This is a genomic window from Devosia oryzisoli (assembly GCF_014837245.1).
Classification (GTDB): domain Bacteria; phylum Pseudomonadota; class Alphaproteobacteria; order Rhizobiales; family Devosiaceae; genus Devosia; species Devosia oryzisoli.
In genome coordinates this window covers 402,459-425,813 of record NZ_JACYFU010000002.1, presented here as the reverse complement: position 1 = coordinate 425,813, position 23,355 = coordinate 402,459, and the positions used below count along the sequence as shown (strand labels likewise).

23 protein-coding genes are annotated in these 23,355 nt (G+C 66.6%); 14 read left to right on the top strand and 9 right to left on the bottom strand.

Annotated elements, in window-relative coordinates:
• The first annotated feature begins 19 nt into the window (after positions 1 to 19).
• The gene (gene cobO, locus IC608_RS08665) at positions 20 to 628 is read left to right on the top strand and encodes a cob(I)yrinic acid a,c-diamide adenosyltransferase (RefSeq protein WP_191775420.1); all 609 of its coding nucleotides are present in this window, start codon (positions 20 to 22) and stop codon (positions 626 to 628) included.
• Between the two features lie 12 nt (positions 629 to 640).
• Here the strand turns inward: cobO and IC608_RS08660 are convergent, their stop codons facing one another.
• Together IC608_RS08660 and IC608_RS08655 are read right to left on the bottom strand one after the other, a co-directional pair.
• Positions 641 to 1,111 (bottom strand): hypothetical protein, encoded by a 471-nt coding sequence (locus IC608_RS08660; RefSeq protein ID WP_191774540.1) that lies wholly within the window; start codon positions 1,109 to 1,111, stop codon positions 641 to 643.
• A 43-nt stretch (positions 1,112 to 1,154) separates the two neighbouring features.
• Positions 1,155 to 2,048 carry a cation diffusion facilitator family transporter gene (locus tag IC608_RS08655; protein ID WP_191774538.1) on the bottom strand — a complete coding sequence of 298 codons (894 nt, stop codon included), beginning with the start codon at positions 2,046 to 2,048 and terminating at the stop codon, positions 1,155 to 1,157.
• Between the two features lie 279 nt (positions 2,049 to 2,327).
• Here IC608_RS08655 and IC608_RS08650 point away from each other — a divergent pair, with 279 nt between their 5' ends.
• Positions 2,328 to 2,792 (top strand): cobalamin biosynthesis protein, encoded by a 465-nt coding sequence (locus IC608_RS08650; protein ID WP_191774537.1) that lies wholly within the window; start codon positions 2,328 to 2,330, stop codon positions 2,790 to 2,792.
• Here IC608_RS08650 and IC608_RS08645 read toward each other — a convergent pair.
• Positions 2,732 to 3,481 (bottom strand): cobalt-precorrin-6A reductase, encoded by a 750-nt coding sequence (locus tag IC608_RS08645; protein WP_191774524.1) that lies wholly within the window; start codon positions 3,479 to 3,481, stop codon positions 2,732 to 2,734. The genes IC608_RS08650 and IC608_RS08645 overlap by 61 nt on opposite strands.
• Before the next feature lie 46 nt (positions 3,482 to 3,527).
• Between IC608_RS08645 and cobA the strand changes: the two genes are divergently transcribed.
• The 4 genes from cobA (at position 3,528) to cbiB (ending at position 8,132) form a co-directional block, all read left to right on the top strand.
• Positions 3,528 to 4,340 carry a uroporphyrinogen-III C-methyltransferase gene (gene cobA / locus IC608_RS08640; RefSeq protein WP_191774522.1) on the top strand — a complete coding sequence of 271 codons (813 nt, stop codon included), beginning with the start codon at positions 3,528 to 3,530 and terminating at the stop codon, positions 4,338 to 4,340.
• Positions 4,333 to 5,628 carry a cobyrinic acid a,c-diamide synthase CobB gene (locus IC608_RS08635; protein WP_248306271.1) on the top strand — a complete coding sequence of 432 codons (1,296 nt, stop codon included), beginning with the start codon at positions 4,333 to 4,335 and terminating at the stop codon, positions 5,626 to 5,628. Before cobA ends, IC608_RS08635 begins: the two co-directional genes overlap by 8 nt.
• 78 nt (positions 5,629 to 5,706) lie before the next feature.
• Positions 5,707 to 7,170, top strand: a complete 1,464-nt coding sequence (locus IC608_RS08630) for a cobyric acid synthase (RefSeq protein ID WP_345890869.1) — start codon at positions 5,707 to 5,709, stop codon at positions 7,168 to 7,170.
• A complete protein-coding gene (gene cbiB / locus IC608_RS08625; RefSeq protein WP_191774520.1) occupies positions 7,167 to 8,132 on the top strand; it encodes an adenosylcobinamide-phosphate synthase CbiB in 966 nt (321 codons plus the stop codon). The genes IC608_RS08630 and cbiB overlap by 4 nt, the downstream gene beginning before the upstream one ends.
• An 8-nt stretch (positions 8,133 to 8,140) precedes the next feature.
• On the opposite strand, the gene cobU is transcribed toward cbiB, so the two are convergent.
• Positions 8,141 to 8,671, bottom strand: a complete 531-nt coding sequence (cobU, locus tag IC608_RS08620; protein ID WP_191774519.1) for a bifunctional adenosylcobinamide kinase/adenosylcobinamide-phosphate guanylyltransferase — start codon at positions 8,669 to 8,671, stop codon at positions 8,141 to 8,143.
• Positions 8,672 to 8,953: 282 nt separating this feature from the next.
• Here cobU and IC608_RS08615 point away from each other — a divergent pair, with 282 nt between their 5' ends.
• From IC608_RS08615 to edd, 4 genes are all read left to right on the top strand, one after another.
• Positions 8,954 to 9,892, top strand: a complete 939-nt coding sequence (locus IC608_RS08615; RefSeq protein ID WP_191774518.1) for a BadF/BadG/BcrA/BcrD ATPase family protein — start codon at positions 8,954 to 8,956, stop codon at positions 9,890 to 9,892.
• A 14-nt stretch (positions 9,893 to 9,906) separates the two neighbouring features.
• Positions 9,907 to 11,391 carry a glucose-6-phosphate dehydrogenase gene (zwf, locus tag IC608_RS08610; protein ID WP_191774517.1) on the top strand — a complete coding sequence of 495 codons (1,485 nt, stop codon included), beginning with the start codon at positions 9,907 to 9,909 and terminating at the stop codon, positions 11,389 to 11,391.
• Positions 11,388 to 12,083 (top strand): 6-phosphogluconolactonase, encoded by a 696-nt coding sequence (gene pgl, locus IC608_RS08605; protein ID WP_191774515.1) that lies wholly within the window; start codon positions 11,388 to 11,390, stop codon positions 12,081 to 12,083. The genes zwf and pgl overlap by 4 nt, the downstream gene beginning before the upstream one ends.
• A gap of 125 nt (positions 12,084 to 12,208) precedes the next feature.
• Positions 12,209 to 14,023: a phosphogluconate dehydratase gene (gene edd, locus IC608_RS08600; protein WP_191774512.1), complete on the top strand. Its 1,815-nt coding sequence runs from the start codon at positions 12,209 to 12,211 to the stop codon at positions 14,021 to 14,023.
• A 469-nt stretch (positions 14,024 to 14,492) separates the two neighbouring features.
• On the opposite strand, the gene IC608_RS08595 is transcribed toward edd, so the two are convergent.
• Positions 14,493 to 15,659, bottom strand: a complete 1,167-nt coding sequence (locus tag IC608_RS08595) for a citrate synthase (RefSeq protein WP_191774511.1) — start codon at positions 15,657 to 15,659, stop codon at positions 14,493 to 14,495.
• A gap of 85 nt (positions 15,660 to 15,744) precedes the next feature.
• Here IC608_RS08595 and IC608_RS08590 point away from each other — a divergent pair, with 85 nt between their 5' ends.
• Entirely contained in the window at positions 15,745 to 16,818 is a 1,074-nt protein-coding gene (locus IC608_RS08590; RefSeq protein ID WP_191774510.1) for a citrate synthase, read from the top strand.
• Positions 16,819 to 16,890: 72 nt separating this feature from the next.
• On the opposite strand, the gene IC608_RS08585 is transcribed toward IC608_RS08590, so the two are convergent.
• Entirely contained in the window at positions 16,891 to 17,391 is a 501-nt protein-coding gene (locus IC608_RS08585) for a metallophosphoesterase family protein (RefSeq protein WP_191774508.1), read from the bottom strand.
• A 29-nt stretch (positions 17,392 to 17,420) separates the two neighbouring features.
• Positions 17,421 to 19,247, bottom strand: a complete 1,827-nt coding sequence (gene mutL / locus IC608_RS08580) for a DNA mismatch repair endonuclease MutL (protein WP_191774506.1) — start codon at positions 19,245 to 19,247, stop codon at positions 17,421 to 17,423.
• Between the two features lie 87 nt (positions 19,248 to 19,334).
• Between mutL and IC608_RS08575 the strand changes: the two genes are divergently transcribed.
• Complete coding sequence (locus IC608_RS08575; protein ID WP_191774505.1) at positions 19,335 to 19,787, top strand: nucleoside deaminase; 453 nt, start codon at positions 19,335 to 19,337, stop codon at positions 19,785 to 19,787.
• Here IC608_RS08575 and IC608_RS08570 read toward each other — a convergent pair.
• Both IC608_RS08570 and purD read right to left on the bottom strand, forming a co-directional pair.
• Complete coding sequence (locus IC608_RS08570; RefSeq protein WP_191774504.1) at positions 19,784 to 20,764, bottom strand: patatin-like phospholipase family protein; 981 nt, start codon at positions 20,762 to 20,764, stop codon at positions 19,784 to 19,786. The genes IC608_RS08575 and IC608_RS08570 overlap by 4 nt on opposite strands.
• A 40-nt stretch (positions 20,765 to 20,804) precedes the next feature.
• Positions 20,805 to 22,079: a phosphoribosylamine--glycine ligase gene (purD, locus tag IC608_RS08565; RefSeq protein ID WP_191774502.1), complete on the bottom strand. Its 1,275-nt coding sequence runs from the start codon at positions 22,077 to 22,079 to the stop codon at positions 20,805 to 20,807.
• 138 nt (positions 22,080 to 22,217) lie between these two features.
• Between purD and IC608_RS08560 the strand changes: the two genes are divergently transcribed.
• Together IC608_RS08560 and IC608_RS08555 are read left to right on the top strand one after the other, a co-directional pair.
• On the top strand, positions 22,218 to 22,745 hold the full coding sequence (locus tag IC608_RS08560) for an RNA polymerase sigma factor (protein ID WP_191774500.1): 528 nt from the start codon (positions 22,218 to 22,220) through the stop codon (positions 22,743 to 22,745).
• 44 nt (positions 22,746 to 22,789) lie between these two features.
• A complete protein-coding gene (locus IC608_RS08555) occupies positions 22,790 to 23,329 on the top strand; it encodes a hypothetical protein (protein WP_191774498.1) in 540 nt (179 codons plus the stop codon).
• Positions 23,330 to 23,355 lie beyond the last annotated feature (26 nt).

The window sequence follows — 23,355 nt, the reverse complement described above, 5'->3', positions numbered from 1 at the left end:
GGTGAAGAAGACCGACCTCATGACCGAGGCGGAGCGCGATGCCTACCACGCCGAGAAGATGAGGAAGAAGAAGGCGGCGCGCGACAAGATCCTCGCCACCAAGACTGAGGAGAAGGGCCTCCTCATCGTTCACACCGGCAAGGGCAAGGGCAAATCCACCGCCGCCTTCGGCATGGTGTTCCGCGCGCTCGGCAACGGCATGCGCGTGGGGGTGGTGCAGTTCGTCAAGGGCGTTTGGGACACCGGGGAGCGCACCGTGCTCGACAAGTTTCCCGATCAGGTCACCATCAACGCCATGGGCGAAGGCTTCACCTGGGATGTTGCCGACCGGCAGCGCGACCTCGCCGCCGCCCGCAACGCCTGGGACCAGGCCAAGGCGCTGATCGAGGACCCCGCTTATGACATGGTGCTGCTCGACGAGCTCAACATCTGCCTGCGCTACGATTACCTGCCGCTCGATGAGGTGGTGGACACCCTGCGCAACAAGCCCGAGGGCAAGCACGTCATCGTCACCGGCCGCAACGCCAAGGATGAACTGATCGAGATCGCCGACCTAGTCACGGAAATGACCGAGATCAAGCACCACTTCCGGGCCGGGGTGAAGGCGCAGAAGGGCATCGAATTTTAGCGGTCGGCCCTCTCAGCACCCTGTGGCATGGAGCGACGGCACCAGTTTCTCGATCACGGGGTCAACCGTCACCCGGTCGGCCTGCGAATACTCGAGCCGGAAAGCAGCGTAGGTGCCCGGCGCGCAGAGCGCGATCAGCCGCTGGTACAGCACCCGCCCGCCGCTGGTGCCGGACCAGCTTGCCCAGGTGGGCGTGCTCGCCTGATAGCTGATGCCCCAGCCCGCGGCCTCGTCCTGCCTGATGCTCCAACCGGCAAAGCCCGAAAAGTCAGGCTGTCCGGTAATAAACCCACCCCATACGGCAAGCTCTGTCGGGCGGCCGGCCGCCACGAAGCGCTGCCCGTCGCCATTGTCGCTCTCTCCTTGCCCCTCCAGCCCCTCGGGCACGGAGATCGCGTAGCCGAAGCGCGCATTCACGTAGGCTTCGCTGGCCCAGGTGGGCAGCGCGAGCAGGGCGATGGCGAGAGCGATGAGGAAGCGCATGTGACGAATCTGCCTGCTCCGCGTGGCGCATGCAAGCGCCTGATCAGACGACGACGATCCCGGAATGCTTCGCCTTGTTCTCCGGCTCGACATGAATGGTGATCTGCACGTCCTTGACCGCCTCGCGCAGCTTGGCCTCGATGCTGTCGCAGATGGCATGGGCGTCATCGACGCTCATGGCGCCAGGGACCACCAGATGGAAGTCGATGAAGGTCAGCTTGCCCGCCTGCCGCGTGCGGATGTCATGGGCTTCGATGGCGCCCTCGGCATTGGCCGAAATGACCTCCCGGATCAGCTTCTGGGTATCGACGGGCACGGCCACATCCATCAGTCCCCCGACGCTCTCGCGGATCACGCCCCAACCTGACCAGAGGATGTTGAGGGCGACGAGGGCGGCAAGGATCGCGTCGAGTTGCGCCCAGCCCGTCAGATAGACAAGGCCCAGCCCGGCCAGAACGCCGATGGTGGACACCACGTCCGTCATCAGGTGCCGGCCGTCGGCCTCGAGCGAAGGCGATCTGGCCTTGCGGCCCTGCGTCTTGAGCACGTTCGCCCAGACGAAGTTGATCACCGTCGCCGCCACGCTGATGGCGAGCCCCTCCATCGGCGCATTCGGCACGCGGGGCTCGAGAAACCCGTAGAAGGCCTCGCGCAGGATCAGGATCGCTGCCACGATAATCATGACGCCCACCACCACGGCCGAAAAATACTCGGCCTTGTGGTAGCCATAGGGCAGGGCCGCATCGGCGGGGCGGCGCGCCAATCGCACTGCCACCAGCGCGGTGATGGCGGTGACCACGTTGACGATGGATTCGAGGGCATCGGAGTAGAGCGCGACCGAACCGGTGAACCACCAGGCGGCCACCTTGAGGCCAAGCACGGCGATTCCGACAAAGAGGCTCGCCGTGGCGATGGTCAGTGTCCGGTCGGCGGTCATGAGGCTTGCTCCAAGGGCTGAGCGACGGCCTTAGCGGCTTCTGCGGCCGCGGGCAAGTCCTTGTATTTGCGAACGATTTTCAGAAGCATTTGGGTAGGTCGCGGCCGCGGGACAAGCCCTTGATTGACCAAGCTGTTCTCCCCTTCTAGAACGGACCCATTGCGCAGCGTTCCCGTGATGGAACTGAAACAGAGCCTGGTGCGGTCGACCAAAAGCGGGACCAAGTCCGGGGCTGCTCGGTTTTGAGTGATGCTGCCTCGTCGTTCAGCGAGGCTGGAAATGACCGTTTTGCCTTCCGGCCCCGAAGAGGGTCATGCGTCTGTTGCCGGCATCGTCGTGGGCCTGGGCGCCCGTGCCGCCGCCACCGCCGAAGAAGTCCTCGATCTGATCGATTGCTGCCTGGCCGAAGCGGGTGCCGATCGGGCTCGCATACTCGGCTGCGTGACGGCAGAGATACGCGCCCGGCATCCAGCCCTCAACGCGGCCGCGGCAGCGCTCAATGTCCCTTTGAGAGCCGTGGACGTCACGGCAGCACCGAACGATGTGCCCAATCCTTCAGAGCGGGTTTTTCGGGGCATTGGGGTGACCTCCGTGGCCGAGGCCGCCGCGCTCCGGTCTGGCCCCTTGCTGCTCGAAAAGCGGAAATCGGCTAACGCCACCTGTGCGCTGTCGCTGGCCCTCTATCAGGCGGAGAGCACGGTGAGCGCGGCCTCCACGCTCTCCACTTCGGGCGCCGACGCGTAATGGGGACGGGCCAGCATGATGGTTGTCACGCCCAGCGCGTTCGCCGCCTCGAGCTTGGCCGCGGTCTGCCCGCCCCCCGAATTCTTGGCGACGAGATGGGTGATGGCGCAATCGCGCATCAAGGCCAGTTCCTTAGCCAGGTCGTAGGGGGGCCTGCTGACCAGCAATCGCGCATGGTCGGGCAGGGTGAGAACGGGTTTTTCGATGACGCGGATCACGAAGCGGCAGTCGGATCGTTGGAGATAGGTTTGGAGGTCCGCGTGCCCGGTGGTCAGCAGCACGCTTGCACCCGCCGGCAACGCGGTGGCGGCCTCATCGGCACCGGCCACGTCGAGCCACACCGCATCCCGAGCCGGGGTCCAGGGCGGGCGCATCAGCCGCAGCAGCGGGACGCCGGTGCTTTGCGCGGCCTCGATAGCATTGCGCGATATCGCTGCGGCATAAGGATGGGTCGCATCCACCAGATGCGTGAAGCTGTTTTCTTGCAGGTACCGCGCCAATCCGGCTGCGCCGCCGAAGCCTCCCACCCTGACCGCGCCTGGAGGGTGGATGGGCGCCTGCGTCCGGCCCGCGAGCGAACTGGTCACGTCAAAGCCGAGGCCGATCAGCCCAGCGGCCAGGGATCGCGCCTCCGCCGTGCCGCCAAGAATAAGAATGGACTTTGGTTGCCCGGCCTGTCGCGTCACCATGCTGTTGCTTTAGGCCGATCCAAAACCTCGTCAAGGTGCCTGCGCCATGACTGACCGGCACTTTGCAGCCCTCGATGACGCGGACTTCCCCACCTTCGCTCCCGGAACGGTCTGGCTGGTCGGCGCTGGACCCGGAGGGCCGGGGCTCCTGACCCTGCTGGCCTATCGGGCCCTGGGTGAGGCCGATGTCGTGGTGCACGATGCGCTGGTATCACCCGCCATTCTCGATCTCGCGCCGGCCCATGTCGAACGCATCCATGCCGGCAAGCGCGGCGGCAAACCCTCGCCGAAGCAGGCCGACATCACCATCCGCCTCATCGACCTGGCGCGTGCGGGAAAGAAGGTGCTGCGCCTCAAGGGCGGCGACCCGTTCATGTTCGGCCGGGGTGGCGAAGAGGCGGGCGAGCTTTCCCGCGCCGGCATTCCGTTCCGCATCGTGCCCGGCATTTCCTCGGGCCTTGGGGGCCTCGCCTATGCGGGTCTGCCGGTGACCCACCGCGACACCAACCACACAGTGCTTTTTCTCACTGGACACGACGAGACCGGCACCGTGCCCAGCGCCGTCGACTGGCCCGCCGTCTCGGCCGCCGCGCCGGTGCTGGTCATGTTCATGGCGGTCAAGCACCTGCCGATCATTGCGGAGCGCCTGCGGGCTGCCGGCCGGCCGCAGCACGAGCCGGTGACGATCGTCAGCCACGCGGCCACGCCAGGCCAGTCGGTGATCGAGACCACCCTGGAGCGCGTGGCATTGCTTGAGGACGTGCCGACGCCGGCCATCATCGTCGTCGGGCCGGTCGATGCGCATCGGGCCAACCTGGACTGGTATCGGGCGGAGCTGCGGAGCCACGTCTTTGGCTAGGGGCCTCGTGATCGCGGCGCCGCGTTCGGGCTCTGGCAAGACCGTCATCACCTTTGGGCTCCTGGCTGCGCTGCGCCGGAAGGGACACATCGTTGCGCCGGCCAAAATCGGCCCCGACTTCATCGACCCGGTTTTTCTCGGGCGCGCCGCCGGGCGCGACGCGATCAACCTCGACCCCTGGGCCATGACGGCGGACCACCAGCGCGCCCTTGCCGCGCAACAGGCCGTTGGAGCCGACCTGCTTCTGGTCGAAGGCGTGATGGGGCTCTTCGATGCCGCCGCCGACGGCCACGGGTCGACGGCCGATCTGGCCGAGACACTGGGCCTGCCAGTGCTTTTCGTGGTGGACGCCGACCGCCAGAGCCAGTCAGTGGCGCCGCTCGTCGCCGGCTTTGCGCGCTGGCGCCCCGGCGTCGAGATCGCCGGCGTCATTCTCAACCGCGTCGCCACCGCGCGGCATGAGCGCATGCTGACGCGGGCTCTGGCGGCGACAGGTCTGCCGCTCCTCGGCGCCATGCCCAGGCGCCCGGAACTGGTTCTGCCCGAACGTCATCTCGGGCTCGTGCTGCCCGGCGAGATCGACGCCTTCTCCGCCTTTCTTGGTTCGGCTGGCCAGGCGGTGGAGGACTATCTTGATCTCAGCGCCATCACCGCACTGGCTCGGCCCTTGCCTGCGGCGCCGGAGACGCCGCCAGGCCTGCCGCCGCTCGGGCAGCGGATCGCCATTGCCCGCGACGACGCCTTCGCCTTTCTCTACCCTCATTTGCTCGACGGCTGGCGCGCCGCCGGTGCCGAGCTCTCCTTCTTTTCGCCGCTGGCCGATGAACCACCCGCCGCCGATGCGGACGCGGTGTTCCTGCCCGGCGGCTACCCGGAACTCCACGCCCCGATACTGGCCAATGCAAAGAGTTTCCAGTCGGGGCTCCGTGCCGCCCGGGACAAGAATGCGCTGATCTATGGCGAGTGCGGCGGGTTCATGGTGCTGGGACAGACGCTGGTCGACCGGGATGGGGCAGGCCATGACATGGCTGGCCTCCTGCCGCACACCACCCGCATCGACCGCCCGCGGCGCGTGCTGGGCTATCGTCGGCTCCTACACGAGGGCGCTCTGCCCTGGCCGGAAGGGCTCAACGGTCACGAATTCCACTATTCGTCGGCCAAGCAGCTCGGCCTGCCGCCCCTGTTCGAGGCGCTCGATGCGGAGGGCACCCGCCAGCCGCCCATGGGTGGGCGGCTCGGGCGCGTCATGGGGTCCTACGCTCATGTCATCTCTGCGGCTCAGGGCTAGCCTTGGTCGGGCGCCTGTGCTTGATGCGGTGGCGAGAACTGGCTTTCTTGGCCAGGTAGGCGTGAGCACACGAGACCCGTGACCAAAGCTCTGATGATCATGGGAACCGGGTCCGACGTCGGCAAGTCGCTGATCGTCGCCGGGCTTTGCCGGGCCCTGGCCAATCGCGGCCTGGCGGTCGCGCCCTTCAAGCCGCAGAACATGAGCAACAATGCCGCCGTCACCGTGGATGGCGGGGAGATCGGGCGCGCCCAGGCGCTGCAGGCCCGCGCCGCCCGCCGCCAACCCATCACGGCGATGAATCCCGTCTTGCTCAAGCCCGAAGGGGATACTGGCTCCCAAGTGGTGGTCCGTGGACGGCGCCGCGCGAGCCTCTCCGCGCGGCAGTACTGGTCCAGCCGGTCTCAACTGCTGCCAGAAGTTCTCGACGCCTTTCGTGAACTTTCGGGAACGGCAGACGTGGTGGTGGTGGAAGGGGCGGGCAGTGCCTCGGAGGTCAATCTGCGCGACGGCGATATCGCCAATTTCGGCTTTGCCCGCGCCGCCAATGTGCCGGTGGTCCTGGTGGGGGACATCCACCGCGGCGGCGTGATCGCGGCGCTGGTCGGAACGCTGGCCGTGATCGATCCGGAAGATGCCCAACTGGTGGGGGCCAGCCTGATCAACCGGTTCTTTGGCGACCCGGCTCTCTTCGACAGCGGCAAGGCGTTTCTCGAAACGCGCACCGGCCGGCCGTGCCTCGGGCCGGTTCCCCACTTTGCCGAGGCAGCGCGGCTTCCGGCGGAAGACGCACTGGCGCTCGACGCTGTTTCGGGTGGGAAGGGCGCATTTCACATCGTGGTGCCGCGCCTGCCGCGCATCGCCAATTTCGACGACCTCGACCCGCTGCGCGCCGAACCGGGCGTCACCCTCACGCTCGTGCCGCCGGGCCGGCCGCTGCCGCGTAACGCGGACCTGGTGATTCTCCCCGGCTCGAAAGCCACGCGCTCCGATCTGGCGGCCCTGCGCGCCAACGGCTGGGACATCGACATTCTCGCCCACCACCGCGCCGGCGGCACTATTCTCGGCATCTGCGGGGGGTACCAGATGCTGGGACGCACCATCGCCGATCCCGCCGGCCTCGAAGGCCTGCCGGGGACGAGCGAAGGCCTTGGCCTGCTCGACCTGAAAACCACTCTCCAGCCCACCAAGACGCTGCGCACGGAAAACGCCGTTCATCTGGCGAGCGGCCAGCCCGTCACCGGCTACCATATGCATATGGGGGACACGCTGGGGCCCGACCGCGCGCGCCCTTTTGCCCGCGTCGGGGGCGACGATGAGGGCGCCGTCAGCGCTAACGGCCGGGTGATGGGCACCTATCTGCATGGACTCTTTGCCAGCGACCTGTTTCGCCGGGCGTTTCTCGGCGATGCGGCCAGTCCAGACATCGCCTATGAGGACAGCATCGAGGCGACGCTTGACGCGCTCGCCGCCCATCTCGAAAAGCATGTCGACATCGATCGACTTCTCTCGCTTGCCGGCCCCGTGGATAATCGCGCATGACGGACCCACTGATCGCTCCTATCGCCCTCGTCGTTGAGCGCGCCTTTGGCTACCCCGACGGTCTCACGCGCCGGATCGGCCATCCGGTCATGTGGATCGGGAGCCTCATTGGGGCCGCTGAAACCCGCCTCAATACGCCTGACCGGACCCCGGCCCAGCGGCGGCTTGCGGGAGTGGTCGCCCTGGCGCTGGTGCTGCTTGCGGTGCTGATTGTCACCGTCGGCATCCGGACAATTCTCTCCTGGTTCCCCGGCGGATGGCTGCTGGAAATGCTGCTCGCCACCAGTCTTCTCGCGCAAAAGGAGCTGGGTCGCGCGGTGGAGGCGGTGTCGGAAGCCTTGCGCGCCTCCCTTGCCGCGGGCCGCGAAGCGGTGAGCCATATTGTTGGCCGCGATCCCAAGGCCCTGGACTCCGCCGGAGTGTCCCGTGCCGCCGTCGAAACCCTTGCCGAAAGCACCTCGGACGGGGTCGTGGCGCCGTGGTTCTGGCTGGTTCTGCTGGGACTTCCCGGCATCGCCCTCTACAAGGCCATCAACACCGCCGACTCCATGATCGGCCACCGGGACGAGCGCTACGCCGACTATGGCTGGTCGGCCGCCAAGCTCGACGATCTCGTCAACCTTGTCCCGGCGCGTCTTACCGCAGTTCTGGTGGTCATCGCCTGCTTCTTTACGCCCGGCGCCAGCCCCTCCAACGCATGGGCCGTGGCCCGCCGCGACGCTTCAAAGCACGAATCACCCAATGCCGGGTGGCCGGAAGCGGCCTTTGCCGGCGCGCTTGGCTTTACCCTGGGCGGTCCGCGCGCCTATGGTGGCATCGTGATTGATTTGCCGGCTTTCGGTTCGGGCAAGACGGCCCTCGGGCCGAGTGACGTTCTTCTCGCCCTCCACCTCTATCGCCGCACGCTCGATGTGCTGCTTGCGCTCAGCGCCTTGATCGCGCTCATGGTGCTGGCGGCCTGAAGCACCCTCTAGAGCGCCGGTGCGTCGCCTTTCAGCGTCAGGGGCAGGCCCGCTGCCACGAAGTAGACATCGTCGCAAATCTCAGCCAGCCGCTGGTGCGCGGACCCGGCCAGATCACGAAACGTGCGAGCCATGGCGTTGTCCGGCACGATCCCCAGGCCAACCTCGTTGGACACCAGCACGACCTTGGCCTGCCGGAATTCGGTCAGCGTGGCGTATAGGTCGCTCACTGCCGTAGCGACATCTTCATTGGCCATGAGGAGGTTGGTGATCCACAGCGTCAGGCAATCGACCAGAATCACATCGTGCTGAGCGCCTGCGCGGACGATGGTCTGGGACAGCGCGAGGGGTTCCTCGATGGTGGTGAACTCAACGCCGCGGCTGGCCTTGTGGGTCGAGACCCGGTCGCGCATCTCTCCGTCGAGGACGCTGGCCGTGGCCAGATAGGCCGGCCGCGCCCCGGCGTGCAGCGCCAGGCGTTCGGCAAAGGCCGTCTTGCCGGAGCGCGCTCCACCGAGCACCAATGTATGCCGTGTCATCTCCGATCCTTCTCGTGCGTCCGCCACGCGCGGGTTGACCGCTCAACAGTTTCCGCCCAACGGGCCGGGGGTGCAAGCCGTTCCCGGCGGCAAATCTTCCAGGGAGGAGACAGGAACATTGCGTCTGCCGGACCGAACGCTTTTGTGCTCTATGCTACTTTCGTCTTAGCAGCTTTCGCATTATGGTCCGCCGCGAATTGACACCCTAGGGTGGATCGGGGAAACAGCGGCTTAGAGCGCTGCGCGGTCCTTCCGATCCTGTCCATTACGGAGAAGCCATTCGTGCCTCGATATTATCTGGGCGTCGATGGGGGCGGCACCAACTGTCGCGTCCGCCTTGCCGACGAAAACCTCGAGACGTTGGCCGAGGTCAAGAATGGGCGCTCCAACCTCCAGATCGATGGCGGCGATCCTGCCTTTGCCGCCATCAGCGACGGCACCCGCGACGTCTTCAAGGCGGCGGGCATAGACTACGCAGAGACAGCCAACACCTATGCCTGCTTCGGCATGGCGGGCGGGCGCATGGATTCGGCCCGTGCTGCCTTTGCCGCGCGACCTTGGCCCTTCGCCGGCGTCAAGGTGTATGACGACATCGACATTGCGCACGCCGGTGCTCTCGGGGGCGGGGAGGGCGGCGTCGTCATCATCGGGACCGGCTCGGCAGCCATGTCGGTCGTGGGTGGCAAGCGCTATCAGGCGGGGGGCTGGGGGTTTCACATCGGAGACCAGATGTCGGGCGCCATTCTCGGGCGCGAACTGGCGCGCTACGCCGTCGAGGCCGAAGATGGCCTAGTGGAAGCCTCGCCCCTGACGCGGGCGGTGATCGCCCAGTTGGGCGGCTCCAACCAGGCCGTCATGACCTGGGCCTTCGCGACCGAGATGGAGCTCAAACTCCTCAGCCGCGACGGGTCTGAAGGATGCGACGACGCGCTTATCGGCCGCGCCCCGGGCGAATTCGGCAAGCTCATGCCGCTGATGTTTGACTACCTTGAACAATCCGATCCCGTGGCGCTCAAGATGCTCGAGATCGAGATGGGCTATATCGACACCTATGTGCGCTGGTTTCGCGGGCACGGTGCGAGCGTCATGGCCATTGTCGGCGGCCTGGGGCAGCGCCTCTTTCCGCAACTTCAGCAACGTTATGGCGACTACGTCGCTTTGCCCCAATACGAACCCCTGCATGGCGCAGTCATTCTCGCCCGGCAGAACTTCCCCGCCTGAAAAGGACTTGCCTCTTGTCCAGCCGTATTATTCCCGTCCAGCCATTCGACTACGTGGTGTTCGGCGCCACCGGCGACCTGACCAAGCGCAAGCTCATTCCGGCGCTCTATCATCGCTTCCTCGATGGCCAGTTCGACGAACAGAGCCGCGTCATCGGCGTGTCGCGCTCAAAGCTCAGCGACGCTGATTTCCAGCAGGCGGCGCGCGACGCGGTGACCCAGTTCGTGGAAAAGCAGTATCAGGAGAAGGACGTCGTCGATCGCTTCGTCAAGCTCTTCTCCTACATCGTCAACGACGTGACGGACGAGGCGGGTTGGGGCGACATCCGGAAGGCGCTGCGCGACGACCCCAAGGTGGTGCGTGCCTTTTACCTCGCCGTGGCGCCCGATCTCTTCGAACCCATCGCCGAGCAGCTGTCCAAGACCAAGGTTTATCGCCGCGATGCGCGCGTGGTCATCGAAAAACCCCTGGGGCACGACCTGGAATCCTCCAAGGAAATCAACGACGGCGTCGCCAAGATCTTCGAGGAAGACCAGGTTTACCGCATCGACCATTACCTGGGTAAGGAAACAGTCCAGAACCTTCTGGCGCTGCGCTTTGCCAACATGCTGTTCGAACCGATCTGGAATTCGGCGCATATCGACCACGTGCAACTGACCGTGGCCGAGAGCGTCGGTGCCGGTACCCGCGGCTATTACGACGAGAGCGGCGCGCTGCGCGACATGATCCAGAACCACATGCTGCAGCTGCTCTGCCTCGTGGCCATGGAGCCGCCGGCTTCGGACGATGCGAACGCCCTCCGGGACGAGAAGCTGAAGGTGCTGCGGGCCCTCAAGCCCATCGTCAATGGTGATGTGGCGCGCAACACCGTGCGCGGACAGTATCGTGGGGTCAAATCGGAAACGACGTCGGTTGCCAGCTACCAGGACGAGCTGCCCGAGAACAAGAAGGGCAGCCGGACCGAGACCTTCGTCGCGCTCAAGGCCGAAATCGAGAACTGGCGCTGGGCCGGCGTGCCGTTCTACCTGCGCACCGGCAAGCGCATGGCCGAACGCGTCTCGGAAATCTGCATCCAGTTCAAGCCCATCCCGCACTCCGTGTTCGATCACGCGGAAGGCGCCCCCAAGGCCAACAAGCTCATCATCCGCCTGCAGCCAAATGAGGGCGTCAAGCTGATGATGATGATCAAGGACCCCGGCCCGGGCGGCATGCGCCTGCGCGAGGTGCCGCTAAACCTCTCCTTCGCCGAGACGTTCGCCGAGCGCACGCCCGAAGCCTACGAGCGCCTCCTGATGGACGTGATCCGCGGCAGCCAGACCCTGTTCATGCGGCGCGACGAGCTCGAGGCCGCGTGGGCCTGGGTCGATCCGATCCGCGACGCCTGGGAGCGTTCGTCCGAGCCGCCGCAGACCTATACCGCCGGCACGTGGGGCCCCAGCGGCGCCATTGCCCTCATCGAACGCGACGGCCGCACCTGGTACGAGGGCACCGACCAGTGACCATCGACCGCCGCAGCTTTGCCGACAAGACGACGCTGGCCCGGGAACTGGCCGAGGCCGTGGCCGACCGCATTCGCAGCGCCATCGAGACGCGCGGCACGGCAGCGATTGCGGTCAGCGGCGGCTCGACCCCGGCGAAGTTCTTCCAGGCCCTGGGCAAGACCAAGGACATCGACTGGGCGCGCGTCGTCGTCACCCTCGTCGACGAGCGCTGGGTCGATGAAACCAACGACCGCTCGAACGCGCTGCTGGTCAACGAGAAGCTGCTGCAGGGCCCGGCGGCGGTGGCGCGGTTCTTCCCGCTGTACTCCGGTGGCGAGGAGCCTTCGGACGACGCCGTCGCCAAGACCAATCGCCTCCTCGGTGATCTGCCCAAACCCTTTGCCGCGGTCGTCCTCGGCATGGGCAATGACGGACACACGGCGAGCTTCTTCCCGGGTGGCGACACGCTCGATGCTGCTTTGTCCGAGGCCGGGCCCGCGCTGGCAATTCATGCGCCCGGCGCCGGCGAGGCGCGCATTACCTTGACCCTTCCCCGCCTGCTCGAGACCGACTCCCTCTTCCTGCATATCGAGGGCGACGAGAAGGCGCAGACGCTGGACCGCGCTCTTGCCGACGGTCCCGTCGCTGACATGCCCGTTCGGGCCGTGCTGCGCTCCGGCGCGCCGATTTCTGTTTACTGGTGTCCCTGAAGGCTCCCGGCGCGGTCCCCAATTGACCACGCCGGCCGCCTGATCCGCACCAGTCACCACTGCAAGGCCTTCCGCGCCAGCGGCCCTCTTCTGGCGCGTCCTTGCCAGCTATGGAGCCAAGTGCCATGTCCGTCCGTCAGGCCATCAAGGACGTTACCGATCGTATTGCGGCGCGCAGCCGCGACACGCGCCGCGACTATCTCGACCGCCTCGAATCTGCCCGCGCCACCGGCGTGCACCGCGCGGCGCTGTCCTGCGGCAACCTGGCCCACGGCTTTGCCGCTTGCTCTCCCTCCGAAAAGGCGGCCCTCGCGGGCGACAAGATCCCTAATCTCGGGATCGTCACCAGCTACAACGACATGCTGAGCGCCCACCAGCCCTACCAGTTCTACCCCGACATCATCAAAGCGGCGGCGCGCGAGATCGGCGCCACCGCACAGGTGGCCGGTGGGGTTCCGGCCATGTGCGACGGCGTCACCCAGGGCCAGCCCGGCATGGACCTCTCGCTGTTCTCGCGCGACGTCATCGCCATGGCGACCGCCATTTCGCTCTCGCACAACATGTTCGACGCCGCCGTCTATCTCGGCATCTGCGACAAGATCGTGCCCGGCCTGATGATCGGCGCGCTGACTTTCGGGCACCTGCCGGCCGTCTTCATCCCCGCCGGCCCAATGCCCTCGGGCATGCCCAACGACGAAAAGAGCAAGATCCGCCAGCTCTATATGGAGGGCAAGGTCGGCCGCGCGGAACTGCTGGAAGCCGAAAGCAAGTCTTACCACTCGCCCGGCACCTGCACCTTCTACGGCACTGCCAATTCCAACCAGATGCTTATGGAGATCATGGGCCTGCACCTGCCCGGCGCCAGCTTCGTCAATCCCGGCACACCGCTCCGCGATGCCCTGACGCGCGAGGCCACCCGCCGCGCGCTGTCGCTCACCGCCCAGGGCAACAACTACACGCCCATCGGCCACATCATCGATGAAAAGGCCATCGTCAACGGCCTCGTCGGCCTGCACGCCACCGGCGGCTCCACCAACCACACCATGCACCTCATCGCCATCGCTGCCGCGGCAGGCCTCCAGGTAACCTGGGACGACATGAGCGACCTGTCGGACGCCACCCCGCTTCTCGCCCGCGTCTATCCCAACGGCGTCGCCGACGTGAACCACTTCCACGCCGCAGGCGGCATGGGGTTCCTCGTCAAGGAATTGCTCGAAAGCGGTCATCTGCACGAAGACGTCAAGACGGTGTGGGGCTCGGGCCTTTCCAACTACGCCGTCGAAGCCAAGCTCATCGAGGACAAGCTGACCTTCGAGCCCGCTCCGGCCGAGAGTGCGCTGCCCAAGGTGCTGACCGGCGTCAAGGCGCCGTTCCAGCAGACGGGCGGCCTCAAGCTGCTCAAGGGCAATCTGGGCCGCTCGGTCATCAAGGTTTCCGCCGTCAAGCCCGAGCACCGCGTCATCGAGGCGCCCGCCCGCGTGTTCCATGGGCAGGAGGGCCTTCAGGCCGCGTTCAAGGCCGGCGAGTTGACCGGCGACATCATCGCCGTCGTCCGTTTTTCCGGCCCCAAGGCGCTGGGCATGCCTGAATTGCACAAGCTGACCCCGGCGCTCGGCGTCCTGCAAGATCGCGGCTTCAAGGTCGCGCTCCTCACCGATGGCCGCATGTCCGGCGCCTCGGGCAAGGTCCCCGCCGCGATCCACATGACGCCCGAGGCGGTCGATGGCGGGCCCATCAGCAAGATCCGCGACGGTGACATGATCCGCCTCGACGCCAATGAGGGCACGCTGACCTTCCTCGGCGACGAGAAGGAATTCTTCGCCCGCACCCCCGCCACCGAAGATTTGCGCCCCCAGCATTTCGGCATGGGCCGCGAACTCTTCGCGGGCTTCCGCAGCCTGGTTGGCGTCGCCGACCGGGGGGCGAGCGTTTTCAGCTAGAGCCGGGCACCTGCTAGAGCCGTCACCACCGGGCTTGTCCCGGTGGTCCATGGCACCGCGAGATGGATTGCCGGAACAAGTCCGGCAATGACGGCAATACATCGGCCGGCAGCTTAACCAGCCCTCCTGATCACCTCGCCGTCTCCACCTGCTCCAGCCCATGGAGATCTAGGCGGGCCACATTCTCTCCCCACCGTCACCACCGGGCCTGTCCCGGTGGTCCATAGCACCGCAGCTGGATTGCCGGAACAAGTCCGGCAATGACGGCAAAGCAGGGAGCTCAGCGAGCCCTAGATATCCGCTACCTGATCACCGCACTCCCTCAAACCGCTCCTAAAGCATAGAGGATACAGGCGGGGCTGCGTTCTCTCCTCACCGTCACCACCGGGCTCGTCGCGGTGGTCCATGGCGCCGCGAAATGGATTGCAGGAACAAGTCCGGCAATGACGGCAACACGTCCGTCGGGAGCTCAGTCGACTCCCACATAACGCGCCCGCGGCCGGATCAGCGCTCCTGTCTCCACCTGCTCCAGCGCATGGGCGATCCAGCCCACGCTGCGGGCCAGGGCAAAGATTTCCAGCGGGGCCTCGCTGGGTAAGTCGAAGGCCGCCGTCATCGCCGCCAGCGCAAAGTCGATATTGGGCTGTTCGCCCATCACCGCCTCGCCGGCCTTGGCAATGGCTGCAAAGAGCTCCGGCACCGGGAAGGAGGCCATCAACGCCGCCGCCCGCACGTCGCCATCGGGGTAGAGTCGATGACCGAAGCAGGGCAGGGGCTGGCCCAATTGCAGAGCCTCGCGCACCGCCTGTTCTGGCCCGTGCGCCTTGGCCGCCGCCACGAGCCCGGCCATGCTGTGGCTCGCCGTTCCATGCAACGGCCCCGAAAGCGCAGCGAGCCCCGCCATCACCGCAGCGGCCAGCGGCGCACCTGTTGAAGCCGCCACGCGCGCCGCAAAGGTCGATGCGTTGAGTTCGTGCTCAGCCAGCAATACCAGCGCCCGACGCAATGCATCCTCCGCTCCCGGCCGCCCCCAATGCCGGGCGAGCCGCCGATGCATCGGGTCGTCTCCCGGTCCGGCCAAGGCATGGGCAACTTGCCCGACCACGCGCTGCGCATCGGCGAGCAACACCGTGCGTGACCGTCCGACGGTCGGCATCTCGGTCGCCGCCAATTCCGCCACGAAACGATACGCTGAAACCAGGTCGGCACAGTCCGCCTCGGCTCCAGCGCCTCCGGACCCTCGATGACGAGGGGCCGAGGGTGAGGTGACGTCCCCGAACGCGACCGCCCCGTCCAAGCCCCAAAGCAGCGACGCCACCGTTTCCAGACTTTCCGTCTCAGACAGTGCAACCGCATCAACGCCGCGATAGACGAGCCGCCCCTCCGCGATCGTGGAGATAGCCGTTTCCAGCACCGGCTCACCCCAGGCGATGCTTTCGGCCGCCACGGCATTCGCGCCCCGGCGACCGCGACCCCGCGCCGCCAGCCGCTCCACGTCGTCCTGCCGGTAGAGGCTGCGCCGGGGGTCATCGGGATCAGGGCGCGCGGCGATGCGGCCCCGGCTCACATTGGCGTAGAGCGTCTGCGGCTTGGTTCGCAGCCGTGCCAGGGCTTCGTCGGCGGTCAGCCAGCTCATGCGCCCCTCACATTGATGATATTGATCAAGATTGACCTGGTGGTCGCTGCGCTCAACATAAGGCCAGGCTCAACGGAGAAGCAACATGTCTGGTCTTGATGATGTGATAGCGGCGGACACCAGCCTTTCGGAGGTCGACGGCCTCAACGGGCGCCTGGTGATCTGCGGCCGTACCCTCGATGATCTCGCGGGCCGCGTCAGCTATGAGGAACTCCTCGAGCTTCTCCTGTCTGGCCTGCTCGACCAGCCGGCAGAACATATCCGGGCGGCCCTGGGCGCCGCGCGCGTGCGCGCTTTTGCCGAACTCGCTCATCTCGATGACGGGTTGCTTGCCCTTTCGATAACGGGAGGATTGCGCGCCCTCATGGCCCGCCTGCCGGACGATGAGACGGCCGAGACGGCGCTGCTTCTCGCGGCCGCTCCAGCCGTGTTTGTTCCGGCGCTGGTCCGCCGCAAGGCGGGCCGTTCTGCCATCGCGCCTCTGGCCGCTTACGGCTATGCCGAAGACATGCTGGCCATGCTGACCGGCATGGCGCCCACGCGCGCGGCGACGCTGGCGCTGGACACATACCTCGTGACCGTGTCGGATCATGGCCTCAACGCCTCCACCTTTGCGGCCCGTGTCGTCGCCTCGACGCGGGCAGGCTATGCGTCAGCGGTGCTGGCCGCGCTGGGGGCGCTCAAGGGCCCGCTGCATGGTGGGGCGCCGGGGCCTGTGCTCGACATGCTCGACTCGGTCGGGACGCCCGACGACGCGGGGCGCTGGCTTACTGCTGAACTGGCCGGAGGGCGGCGTCTCATGGGGTTCGGTCACCGGATTTACCGCGTTCGCGACCCACGCGCCGATGCCCTCAAGGCGGCGCTGCGGCGCCTGGGCGATGCGGGTGGTCTTGACGCGGAACGCCTTGCCCTGGCGGAAGCCGTCGAGCGCGAGGCCCTGGCGCTTCTGCGCCAGAAAAAGCCCGATCGTCCTTTGGAGACCAATGTGGAGTTCTTCACCGCCCTGCTGCTCGAGGCGCTCGGTTTCCCGCGCGACGCCTTTACCGGCGTGTTCGCGGCTGGTCGCATCGGCGGCTGGCTGGCCCACGCCCACGAACAGATCGCGAACGGGCGGCTGATCCGCCCCCAGTCGCGCTATGTCGGTCCGAAGGCCGCCTGAACGGCCAAGGCGTTTCCTCTTCGTCTTCTCTTTGCGGGGAGAGGAGCGCTCCAGCGGGGACGTCCCGGCGTCTCAGTTTGTCCTGCGATGCCGGGCCAGAATCTCCTCCAGCCGCCGCGGGCGAAAGTCCTGGGCGTCGACGCCCACGTCATATTGCCGCGTCACGGGCTTGAGACGTCCATGCGAGTGCCCGTGGAGGTCGATCGATTTCTTGCCCATCTGGTTCCAGGTGCGGAACGGATAGTGGCAGAGGATGAAGAGCTGCCCGTCGATGCGCATCTCGGCATAGTGCTGCGTGCTCGCCCACCCGCGCGCCGCGAGCGTTGTTTCCGGATCGTTGTTGCCGATGATGAGGTGCTTGGTGCCCTGCAACTGGCCGAGCAGCCGCTCCACATCCTCCGTGCTGCCCTTGGCAAAATCCCCCAGGTGCCAGACCACGTCGTCCGGCCCAACGATCTCGTTCCACCAGCCGATCAGTGCCGCATCATGCGCTTCGAGGGTGGGGAAGGGCCGCCGGTCGATGCGCAACACCCGCGGGTCGGAAAAGTGCGTGTCGCTGGTAAAGTAGAGCATGCCCGGGTCCTGTGGCGGCCGGCCGCGGGCTATCGGCTGCGGCCGAACAGCCTTTCGATATCGGCCTTCTTGAGCTCAACGTAGGTGGGCCGGCCGTGGATGCACTGGCCCGAATGGGGGGTGGCCTCCATGTCGCGCAACAGCGCGTTCATCTCGTCCACGCGCAGACGCCGCCCCGAGCGGACCGAACCGTGGCAGGCCATGCGGGCGATGATTGCTTCCATGCGACCGGTCAGCGCCGCTGCGCTGTCCCATTCGGCCAGGCCGTCGGCGAGATCGCGCACCAGCCCTTCAATGTCGGAATGTCCCAGGAGGGCAGGGGTCTCGCGCACGGCAATGGCGCGCGGCCCGAAGCGGTCGAGATAGAGCCCGAATCGTTCCAGTTCCGGCGCCGCCTCTTCGAGCCGCCCGCAATCCTCCTCCGGCATCTCGACGATCACGGGAATAAGCTGCGCCTGGCTCGGGACCGGCCCCGCGGCCAGCTGCGCCTTGAAGCGCTCATAGACCAGCCGTTCATGCGCGGCGTGCTGGTCCACTAGCAGCAGGCCCTTGTCGCTCTGGGCGATGATGTAGTTGTCGAACATCTGCGCCCGCGCAGCGCCCAACGGGAAGTCCAGCAATTCCGGAGCGGCTTCGGCCATCTCCACCCGGGCGCTCGGTCGGGTGAAGCCAGCAAGCGCCTCGGCGCTGGGGCGCGCCGCCAGCGTGGCCGCGCCTGTCCAGGCGGAAAGACCGGTCCGGTACGACGCGGGCGCCTCGTCGAGTTGGTGTTCGCTGGCAGCCTGAACGGGTGCAGCCGGCGCCATTTCCGGGGCTGTGAAGGCGCCGAGCACGTCCTCGGCCACGCTGGTCGAAGCCTTGTAGCCCGCCTCGTGCAGCGCCATGCCGATGGCCCGGATCACGGCCCCGCGCACGCCACCACCATCGCGGAAGCGCAACTCGGCCTTGGCGGGGTGGACATTGACGTCGACCGCCGCCGGGTCGATGGCGAGGTAAAGCGCCACCACGGGAAACCGATCGCGGAAGGTGTAGTCGGCATAGGCGGCCCGCACCGCGCCCACCAGCACCTTGTCGCGCACCGAACGGCCGTTGACGAAGTAGAACTGGCTGAGAGAGTTGGCGCGGGTAAAGGTGGGCAGCCCGGCCAGACCCGCCACCACGACGCCATGCCGCGCCATGGCCAGAGGCACCGCGTTTTCGACGAAATCGGCGCCCATCACCTGGCCCAGCCGCGCGGCGAGCGCAGCTTCGCCAGTCACCGCGGGCCAGTTCGAGACCTGCCTGTCGGTGCCCTCGAGCACGAAATGCACCTGCGGATTGGCCATCGCCAGGCGCCGCATCACGTCGGTAATCGCCGCCGTTTCCGCCCGCGCGCTTTTGAGGAATTTGCGCCGCGCCGGCACCTGCGAGAAGAGGTCCCGCACCTCGATCACCGTGCCGCGATTCATCGCCTGCGGCATCGGCCCGCTGCGCCGGCCGTTATCCACCACCAGCACCAGCCCGCTCTCCGCCCCGGCCGGACGAGAGGCCACCGACAGGCGCGCTACCGAGCCGATGGAGGCCAAGGCCTCGCCGCGAAACCCCAGTGTGCGGATATCGTCGAGATCGTCGAGGGTCAGCTTGGAGGTGGCATGCCGCTCCACCGAGAGCAGCAGGTCGTCGCGATCCATGCCGCAGCCGTCGTCGGTGATGCGGATGAGATCCATGCCGCCACCGGCCGTCGCGACCGTGATCCGCCGCGCCCCCGCGTCGATGGAATTTTCCACCAGTTCCTTGACGACGCTGGCCGGCCGTTCCACCACCTCGCCGGCGGCGATCCGGTTGATCAGGTCTTCGGGAAGCTGGCGGATGGGCAAGGGCGATTCTCCTGGAGAGCCAGTATAGGATAGTGCCGCCGCTTCCACACCTTCCACTGCCCGGCAAAACCCCCTAAACCAGACTTCATGTCCCGCCCCCTCACCCCCATGGACCGCGCCTTCGCCCTGGCCGAAGAGGCCGCCGCCGACGGGGAAGCGCCGATCGGCGCCGTCATCATGGAGGGGGAGCGGGTGCTGGCCGCCGAGCGTAACCGGATGCAGGCGCTGCGCGACCCCACGGCGCATGCCGAGATGCTGGCCATCCGCGCGGCGCTCGCGGCCCGGGGCACAGGGCGCCTCGATGGCTGCGATCTCTACGTTACGCTCGAGCCCTGCGCCATGTGTGCCGGTGCCATTGCCCATACGCGGCTGCGGCGCGTTTATTTTGCCGCCGAGGACATCAAGGCCGGTGCCGTGGAAAACGGCATCCGCCTCTTCGACCAACCCACCTGCCACCATCGCCCCGAGGTCATCGGCGGCTTGTCCGCCGGCCGCTCGGAGGCACTGCTGTCGGGATTTTTCAGGACGTTGCGGACTTAGGCGCTCTCGCTGCCCACGGGCTGCACCTTGCCCTGAATATAGGCTTCCACTTTGTGCGCCAGGAGGCGCTTGAAGCGGTCCTTCTCGGGCTCGCAATGGATGAGGATTTCCCGCACCCGCCAGAACTCCATTGCCCCGAAATTGGCCACGTGCGGCCGGATGTAGATATCGGGGGGGTAGGCGGCCATCATGTGAGCCGTCAGCGCGTGCATCATGATCTGGGCCGAGCCGAACCACAGGTCCAGCGCCTTGTGGTCGGTCTTGGTGAGCGCGATGGATGGGTCCCCCACCACGTCGATGCCGATCAGGAAGTCGGTGTCGATGTCGGCCTGGTCGAGCGGCAGCGGATTGACGACGCCGCCGTCCACCAGCACGTGGTGGCCATGCACCACCGGCCGGAAGAGGCTTGGGATGGCGATAGAGCCGGCGATGGCCGGCCGCAGTGCGCCCGAATTGAACACCACCTGATGCCACGACTGGAAATCGGTGGCCACCACGTGGAGCGGGATCTTGAGATCCTTGAACTCGTCGGGGAAGCCGCTGGGGGTGAAGGCATCCACCATGCTGCCCGCATCGAGCTGCATGGAAATACCGTTTTTGAGCAGTCCGCCGATGCCGCGCACCTGGTGCGCCCACAGCTTGGCCGCGATGGCGCGCATGGTGCCCAGCACCTCGATGGAATGCTCGCGCAGTTCCTTGCCGGTCATGCCTGCCGCCCAGCCGGCGCCGATCAGCGCGCCGATCGAGGTGCCCGAGATGACTGCGGGCCTGAGCCCCAGCTCATCCATGGCCTCGATATAGGGAATGTGCGTGAGGCCACGCGCCGAGCCGCCGCCCAGTGCCACCCCGATCCGCGGTCCCCCGGCAATCTCCACCTTGCCTCGCTCCGTGCCCTTGGCGCGCAGCCGGTCCGCCAGCACCTTGCCGCGCAGTTGCAGCGGCGTCAGCGGGCGTTTGGCCGGCGCCTCGTCGAACACGCTCCGCAGCGAGGTTAACGCGGGGATGTTGAAGAAAGGTTCAGAGGCCTTCGCGTGCGATCTCGCGCCAGCCGATGTCTCGGCGGCAAAAGCCTTCTGGCCAAACAATCGCATCCACGCCCCTGTAAGCACGGTCCTGTGCCTCTTTTACCGTTGTCCCGAGCGCCGTGACGTTCAGAACGCGTCCCCCCGTGGCCAGTAAACGTGCCCGATCATGCTTCGTTCCGGCGTGAAATACCACGAGGTCGGCGCTATCCAGGCTATCGGCGCCCTTGATCTCCGATCCTTTCTCATAATGTCCGGGATAACCCTTCGCCGCCATGATCACCGTCAAGGCATAGGCCGGTTTCCAGCTTACCGTATGCCGCCCGAGCGAGCCGGTCGCCACGGCATGAAGCAGCGGCACGATATCGCTCTCCATGCGCAGCATCATCACCTGGCATTCGGGGTCGCCGAAGCGGGCATTGTATTCGACGAGCTTGGGGCCATCCGCCGTCAGCATCAGGCCGGCATAGAGCACACCGGCATAGGGGGTGCCGCGCTGGGCCATGCCGCGAACCGTGGGCTCGATGATCCGCGCCATGGCGTCGCGGTAGAGGGCCTCGGTCATCACCGGGGCCGGCGAATAGGCACCCATGCCGCCGGTATTCGGGCCGGTGTCGCCATCGAAGGCGCGCTTGTGGTCCTGCGCCGTCGTCAGAGGCAGGATAGCCTCGCCATCGGTCAGGACGAAGAGGCTCACCTCCTCGCCCTCCATGAACTCCTCGATCACCACGGCCGCGCCGGAGGCCCCAAAGGTGCCGGAAAAGCAGTCGATGATGGCTGCTTCGGCCTCTTCGACGCTGGTCGCGACGACCACGCCCTTGCCCGCGGCCAGCCCATCGGCCTTGATGACGATGGGCGCGCCCTGAGCATAAAGGTACTCCAGCGCCGCGGCTTCGTCTTCGAACCGGCCATAGGCGGCGGTGGGAATGTCGAACTCGTCGCAGAGGGCCTTGGTGAAGCTTTTTGAGCCTTCCAGCTGCCCGGCCGCCCTGGATGGGCAGAAGCAGGCGATCCCGGCGGCGCGGACATCGTCCCCAAGCCCCGCCACCACCTGCGCGTCGGGCCCGACGACGACGAAGTCGATGGCGTTCTCCCGCGCTGCTGCGATCACCGCCGCATGATCGGTGATATCGATCGGCAGATTGGTCGCCACCGTCTCGGTGCCGCCATTGCCGGGGGCGACATAGAGGGCGTCGACCAGCGGCGACTGCGCGATCTTCCAGGCCAGGGCATGTTCCCGTCCACCCGACCCGATCACCAGAACCCGCATGCCCACCTCCGAATTTTGCTGGCCGCGGTGATGCACCAGAGCGGACCGCGAGGCAACCCTCGGGGCAATTTGTAAGAAACCTGCGACCCCCGGGACTATTGACCCGGTAACGCGAAAAAAATCCGACGGGAAAGGCGCATGCCCGACCAAACCAAAATCGAGCGCCGCTATGCGGATATAGCGGCCGATCATGGCGGCATGATCGCGCGCATGGCCGCCGCCTATGAGCGCGAGCCGGCCGCCCGGCAGGACCTTGAACAGGACATTCACATGCACCTCTGGCGCAGTCTCGCCGTCTTTCGCGACCAGTGCAGCCCTGCGACCTGGACCTGGCGCGTGGCGCACAATGTCTGTGCCCGCCATGTCGAAATGGCAGCGCGCCGCCGTCCGGCCAACGGTTGGGTTGTGCTCGACGGCACCGATCTACCCGACAGCCGGGCAACGCCGGAGACAGTGACGGACGATCGCCTTACCCTCGAGCGCCTCTACGCCCTGATCGACCGCCTTCGCCCGGCGGACCGTCAGGTGGTGCTGCTCTACCTCGAAGACGTGGATGCGGCCGGCATCGCCGAGATCACCGGCCTTACGCCGGGCGCAGTCGCCACGCGCATCCACCGCATCAAGGCCCTTCTGGCCCGGGGCTTCGAAAAGGAGGCCCAGCCTTGACCCATACCCCCACTGACCCGAAGACCTTATGGAAGGAGCAGGCCTTGCCCGCCCAGACCCTGACCCCCGCAATGCTCGAAACGCGCGCGCGCCGACTTGATGATCGAATCCGCACGCGCAATCTCTGGGAATTTGTCGCTGGCGGCTTGGTGGTGGCCGCCTCGATCGCCATCGCCGCCCTCACGTTGCTCTCCAGCCCTTGGAACGCTCCGGCCCTGACCATTGCCGGCGGCTTCATCCTGCTCGGCCTCGGCGCGCTCGTCGCCATGTGGCAGTTGCGGCGGCGGACCTCCCCGCCTCGGATAGATGGGGCGGCCCCCACGCTGGGCCATTACCGAGCCGAACTCGTGCGCCAGCGCGACGCCCTTCGATCAGTCTTCCGCTGGTATATCGCGCCGTTCCTGCCCGGGTTCATCCTGATTTATGGCGCCACCCTGTTCGACGCCGGCGCACTCTGGTCTGTCCTGCTGCCGGCGCTTGCGACCTTGATCTTCCTGAGCTGGGTCGTCTACGCCAACCACCGCGCCGCCGCTTGCATCGACACGGAAATCGCCGATCTGGACCGCACCGCGCAAGAGACCTGACCCCGCCTCAGGCGGCACGGAGGAAA

Coding starts and splice junctions, on each gene's coding strand:
- cobO (WP_191775420.1), top strand. CDS start 20: ATGACCGAGGCGGAGCGCGATGCCTACCACGCCGAGAAGATGAGGAAG.
- IC608_RS08660 (WP_191774540.1), bottom strand. CDS start 1,111: ATGCGCTTCCTCATCGCTCTCGCCATCGCCCTGCTCGCGCTGCCCACC.
- IC608_RS08655 (WP_191774538.1), bottom strand. CDS start 2,048: ATGACCGCCGACCGGACACTGACCATCGCCACGGCGAGCCTCTTTGTC.
- IC608_RS08650 (WP_191774537.1), top strand. CDS start 2,328: ATGACCGTTTTGCCTTCCGGCCCCGAAGAGGGTCATGCGTCTGTTGCC.
- IC608_RS08645 (WP_191774524.1), bottom strand. CDS start 3,481: ATGGTGACGCGACAGGCCGGGCAACCAAAGTCCATTCTTATTCTTGGC.
- cobA (WP_191774522.1), top strand. CDS start 3,528: ATGACTGACCGGCACTTTGCAGCCCTCGATGACGCGGACTTCCCCACC.
- cbiB (WP_191774520.1), top strand. CDS start 7,167: ATGACGGACCCACTGATCGCTCCTATCGCCCTCGTCGTTGAGCGCGCC.
- cobU (WP_191774519.1), bottom strand. CDS start 8,671: ATGACACGGCATACATTGGTGCTCGGTGGAGCGCGCTCCGGCAAGACG.
- edd (WP_191774512.1), top strand. CDS start 12,209: ATGTCCGTCCGTCAGGCCATCAAGGACGTTACCGATCGTATTGCGGCG.
- IC608_RS08595 (WP_191774511.1), bottom strand. CDS start 15,659: ATGAGCTGGCTGACCGCCGACGAAGCCCTGGCACGGCTGCGAACCAAG.
- IC608_RS08590 (WP_191774510.1), top strand. CDS start 15,745: ATGTCTGGTCTTGATGATGTGATAGCGGCGGACACCAGCCTTTCGGAG.
- IC608_RS08585 (WP_191774508.1), bottom strand. CDS start 17,391: ATGCTCTACTTTACCAGCGACACGCACTTTTCCGACCCGCGGGTGTTG.
- IC608_RS08575 (WP_191774505.1), top strand. CDS start 19,335: ATGTCCCGCCCCCTCACCCCCATGGACCGCGCCTTCGCCCTGGCCGAA.
- purD (WP_191774502.1), bottom strand. CDS start 22,079: ATGCGGGTTCTGGTGATCGGGTCGGGTGGACGGGAACATGCCCTGGCC.
- IC608_RS08560 (WP_191774500.1), top strand. CDS start 22,218: ATGCCCGACCAAACCAAAATCGAGCGCCGCTATGCGGATATAGCGGCC.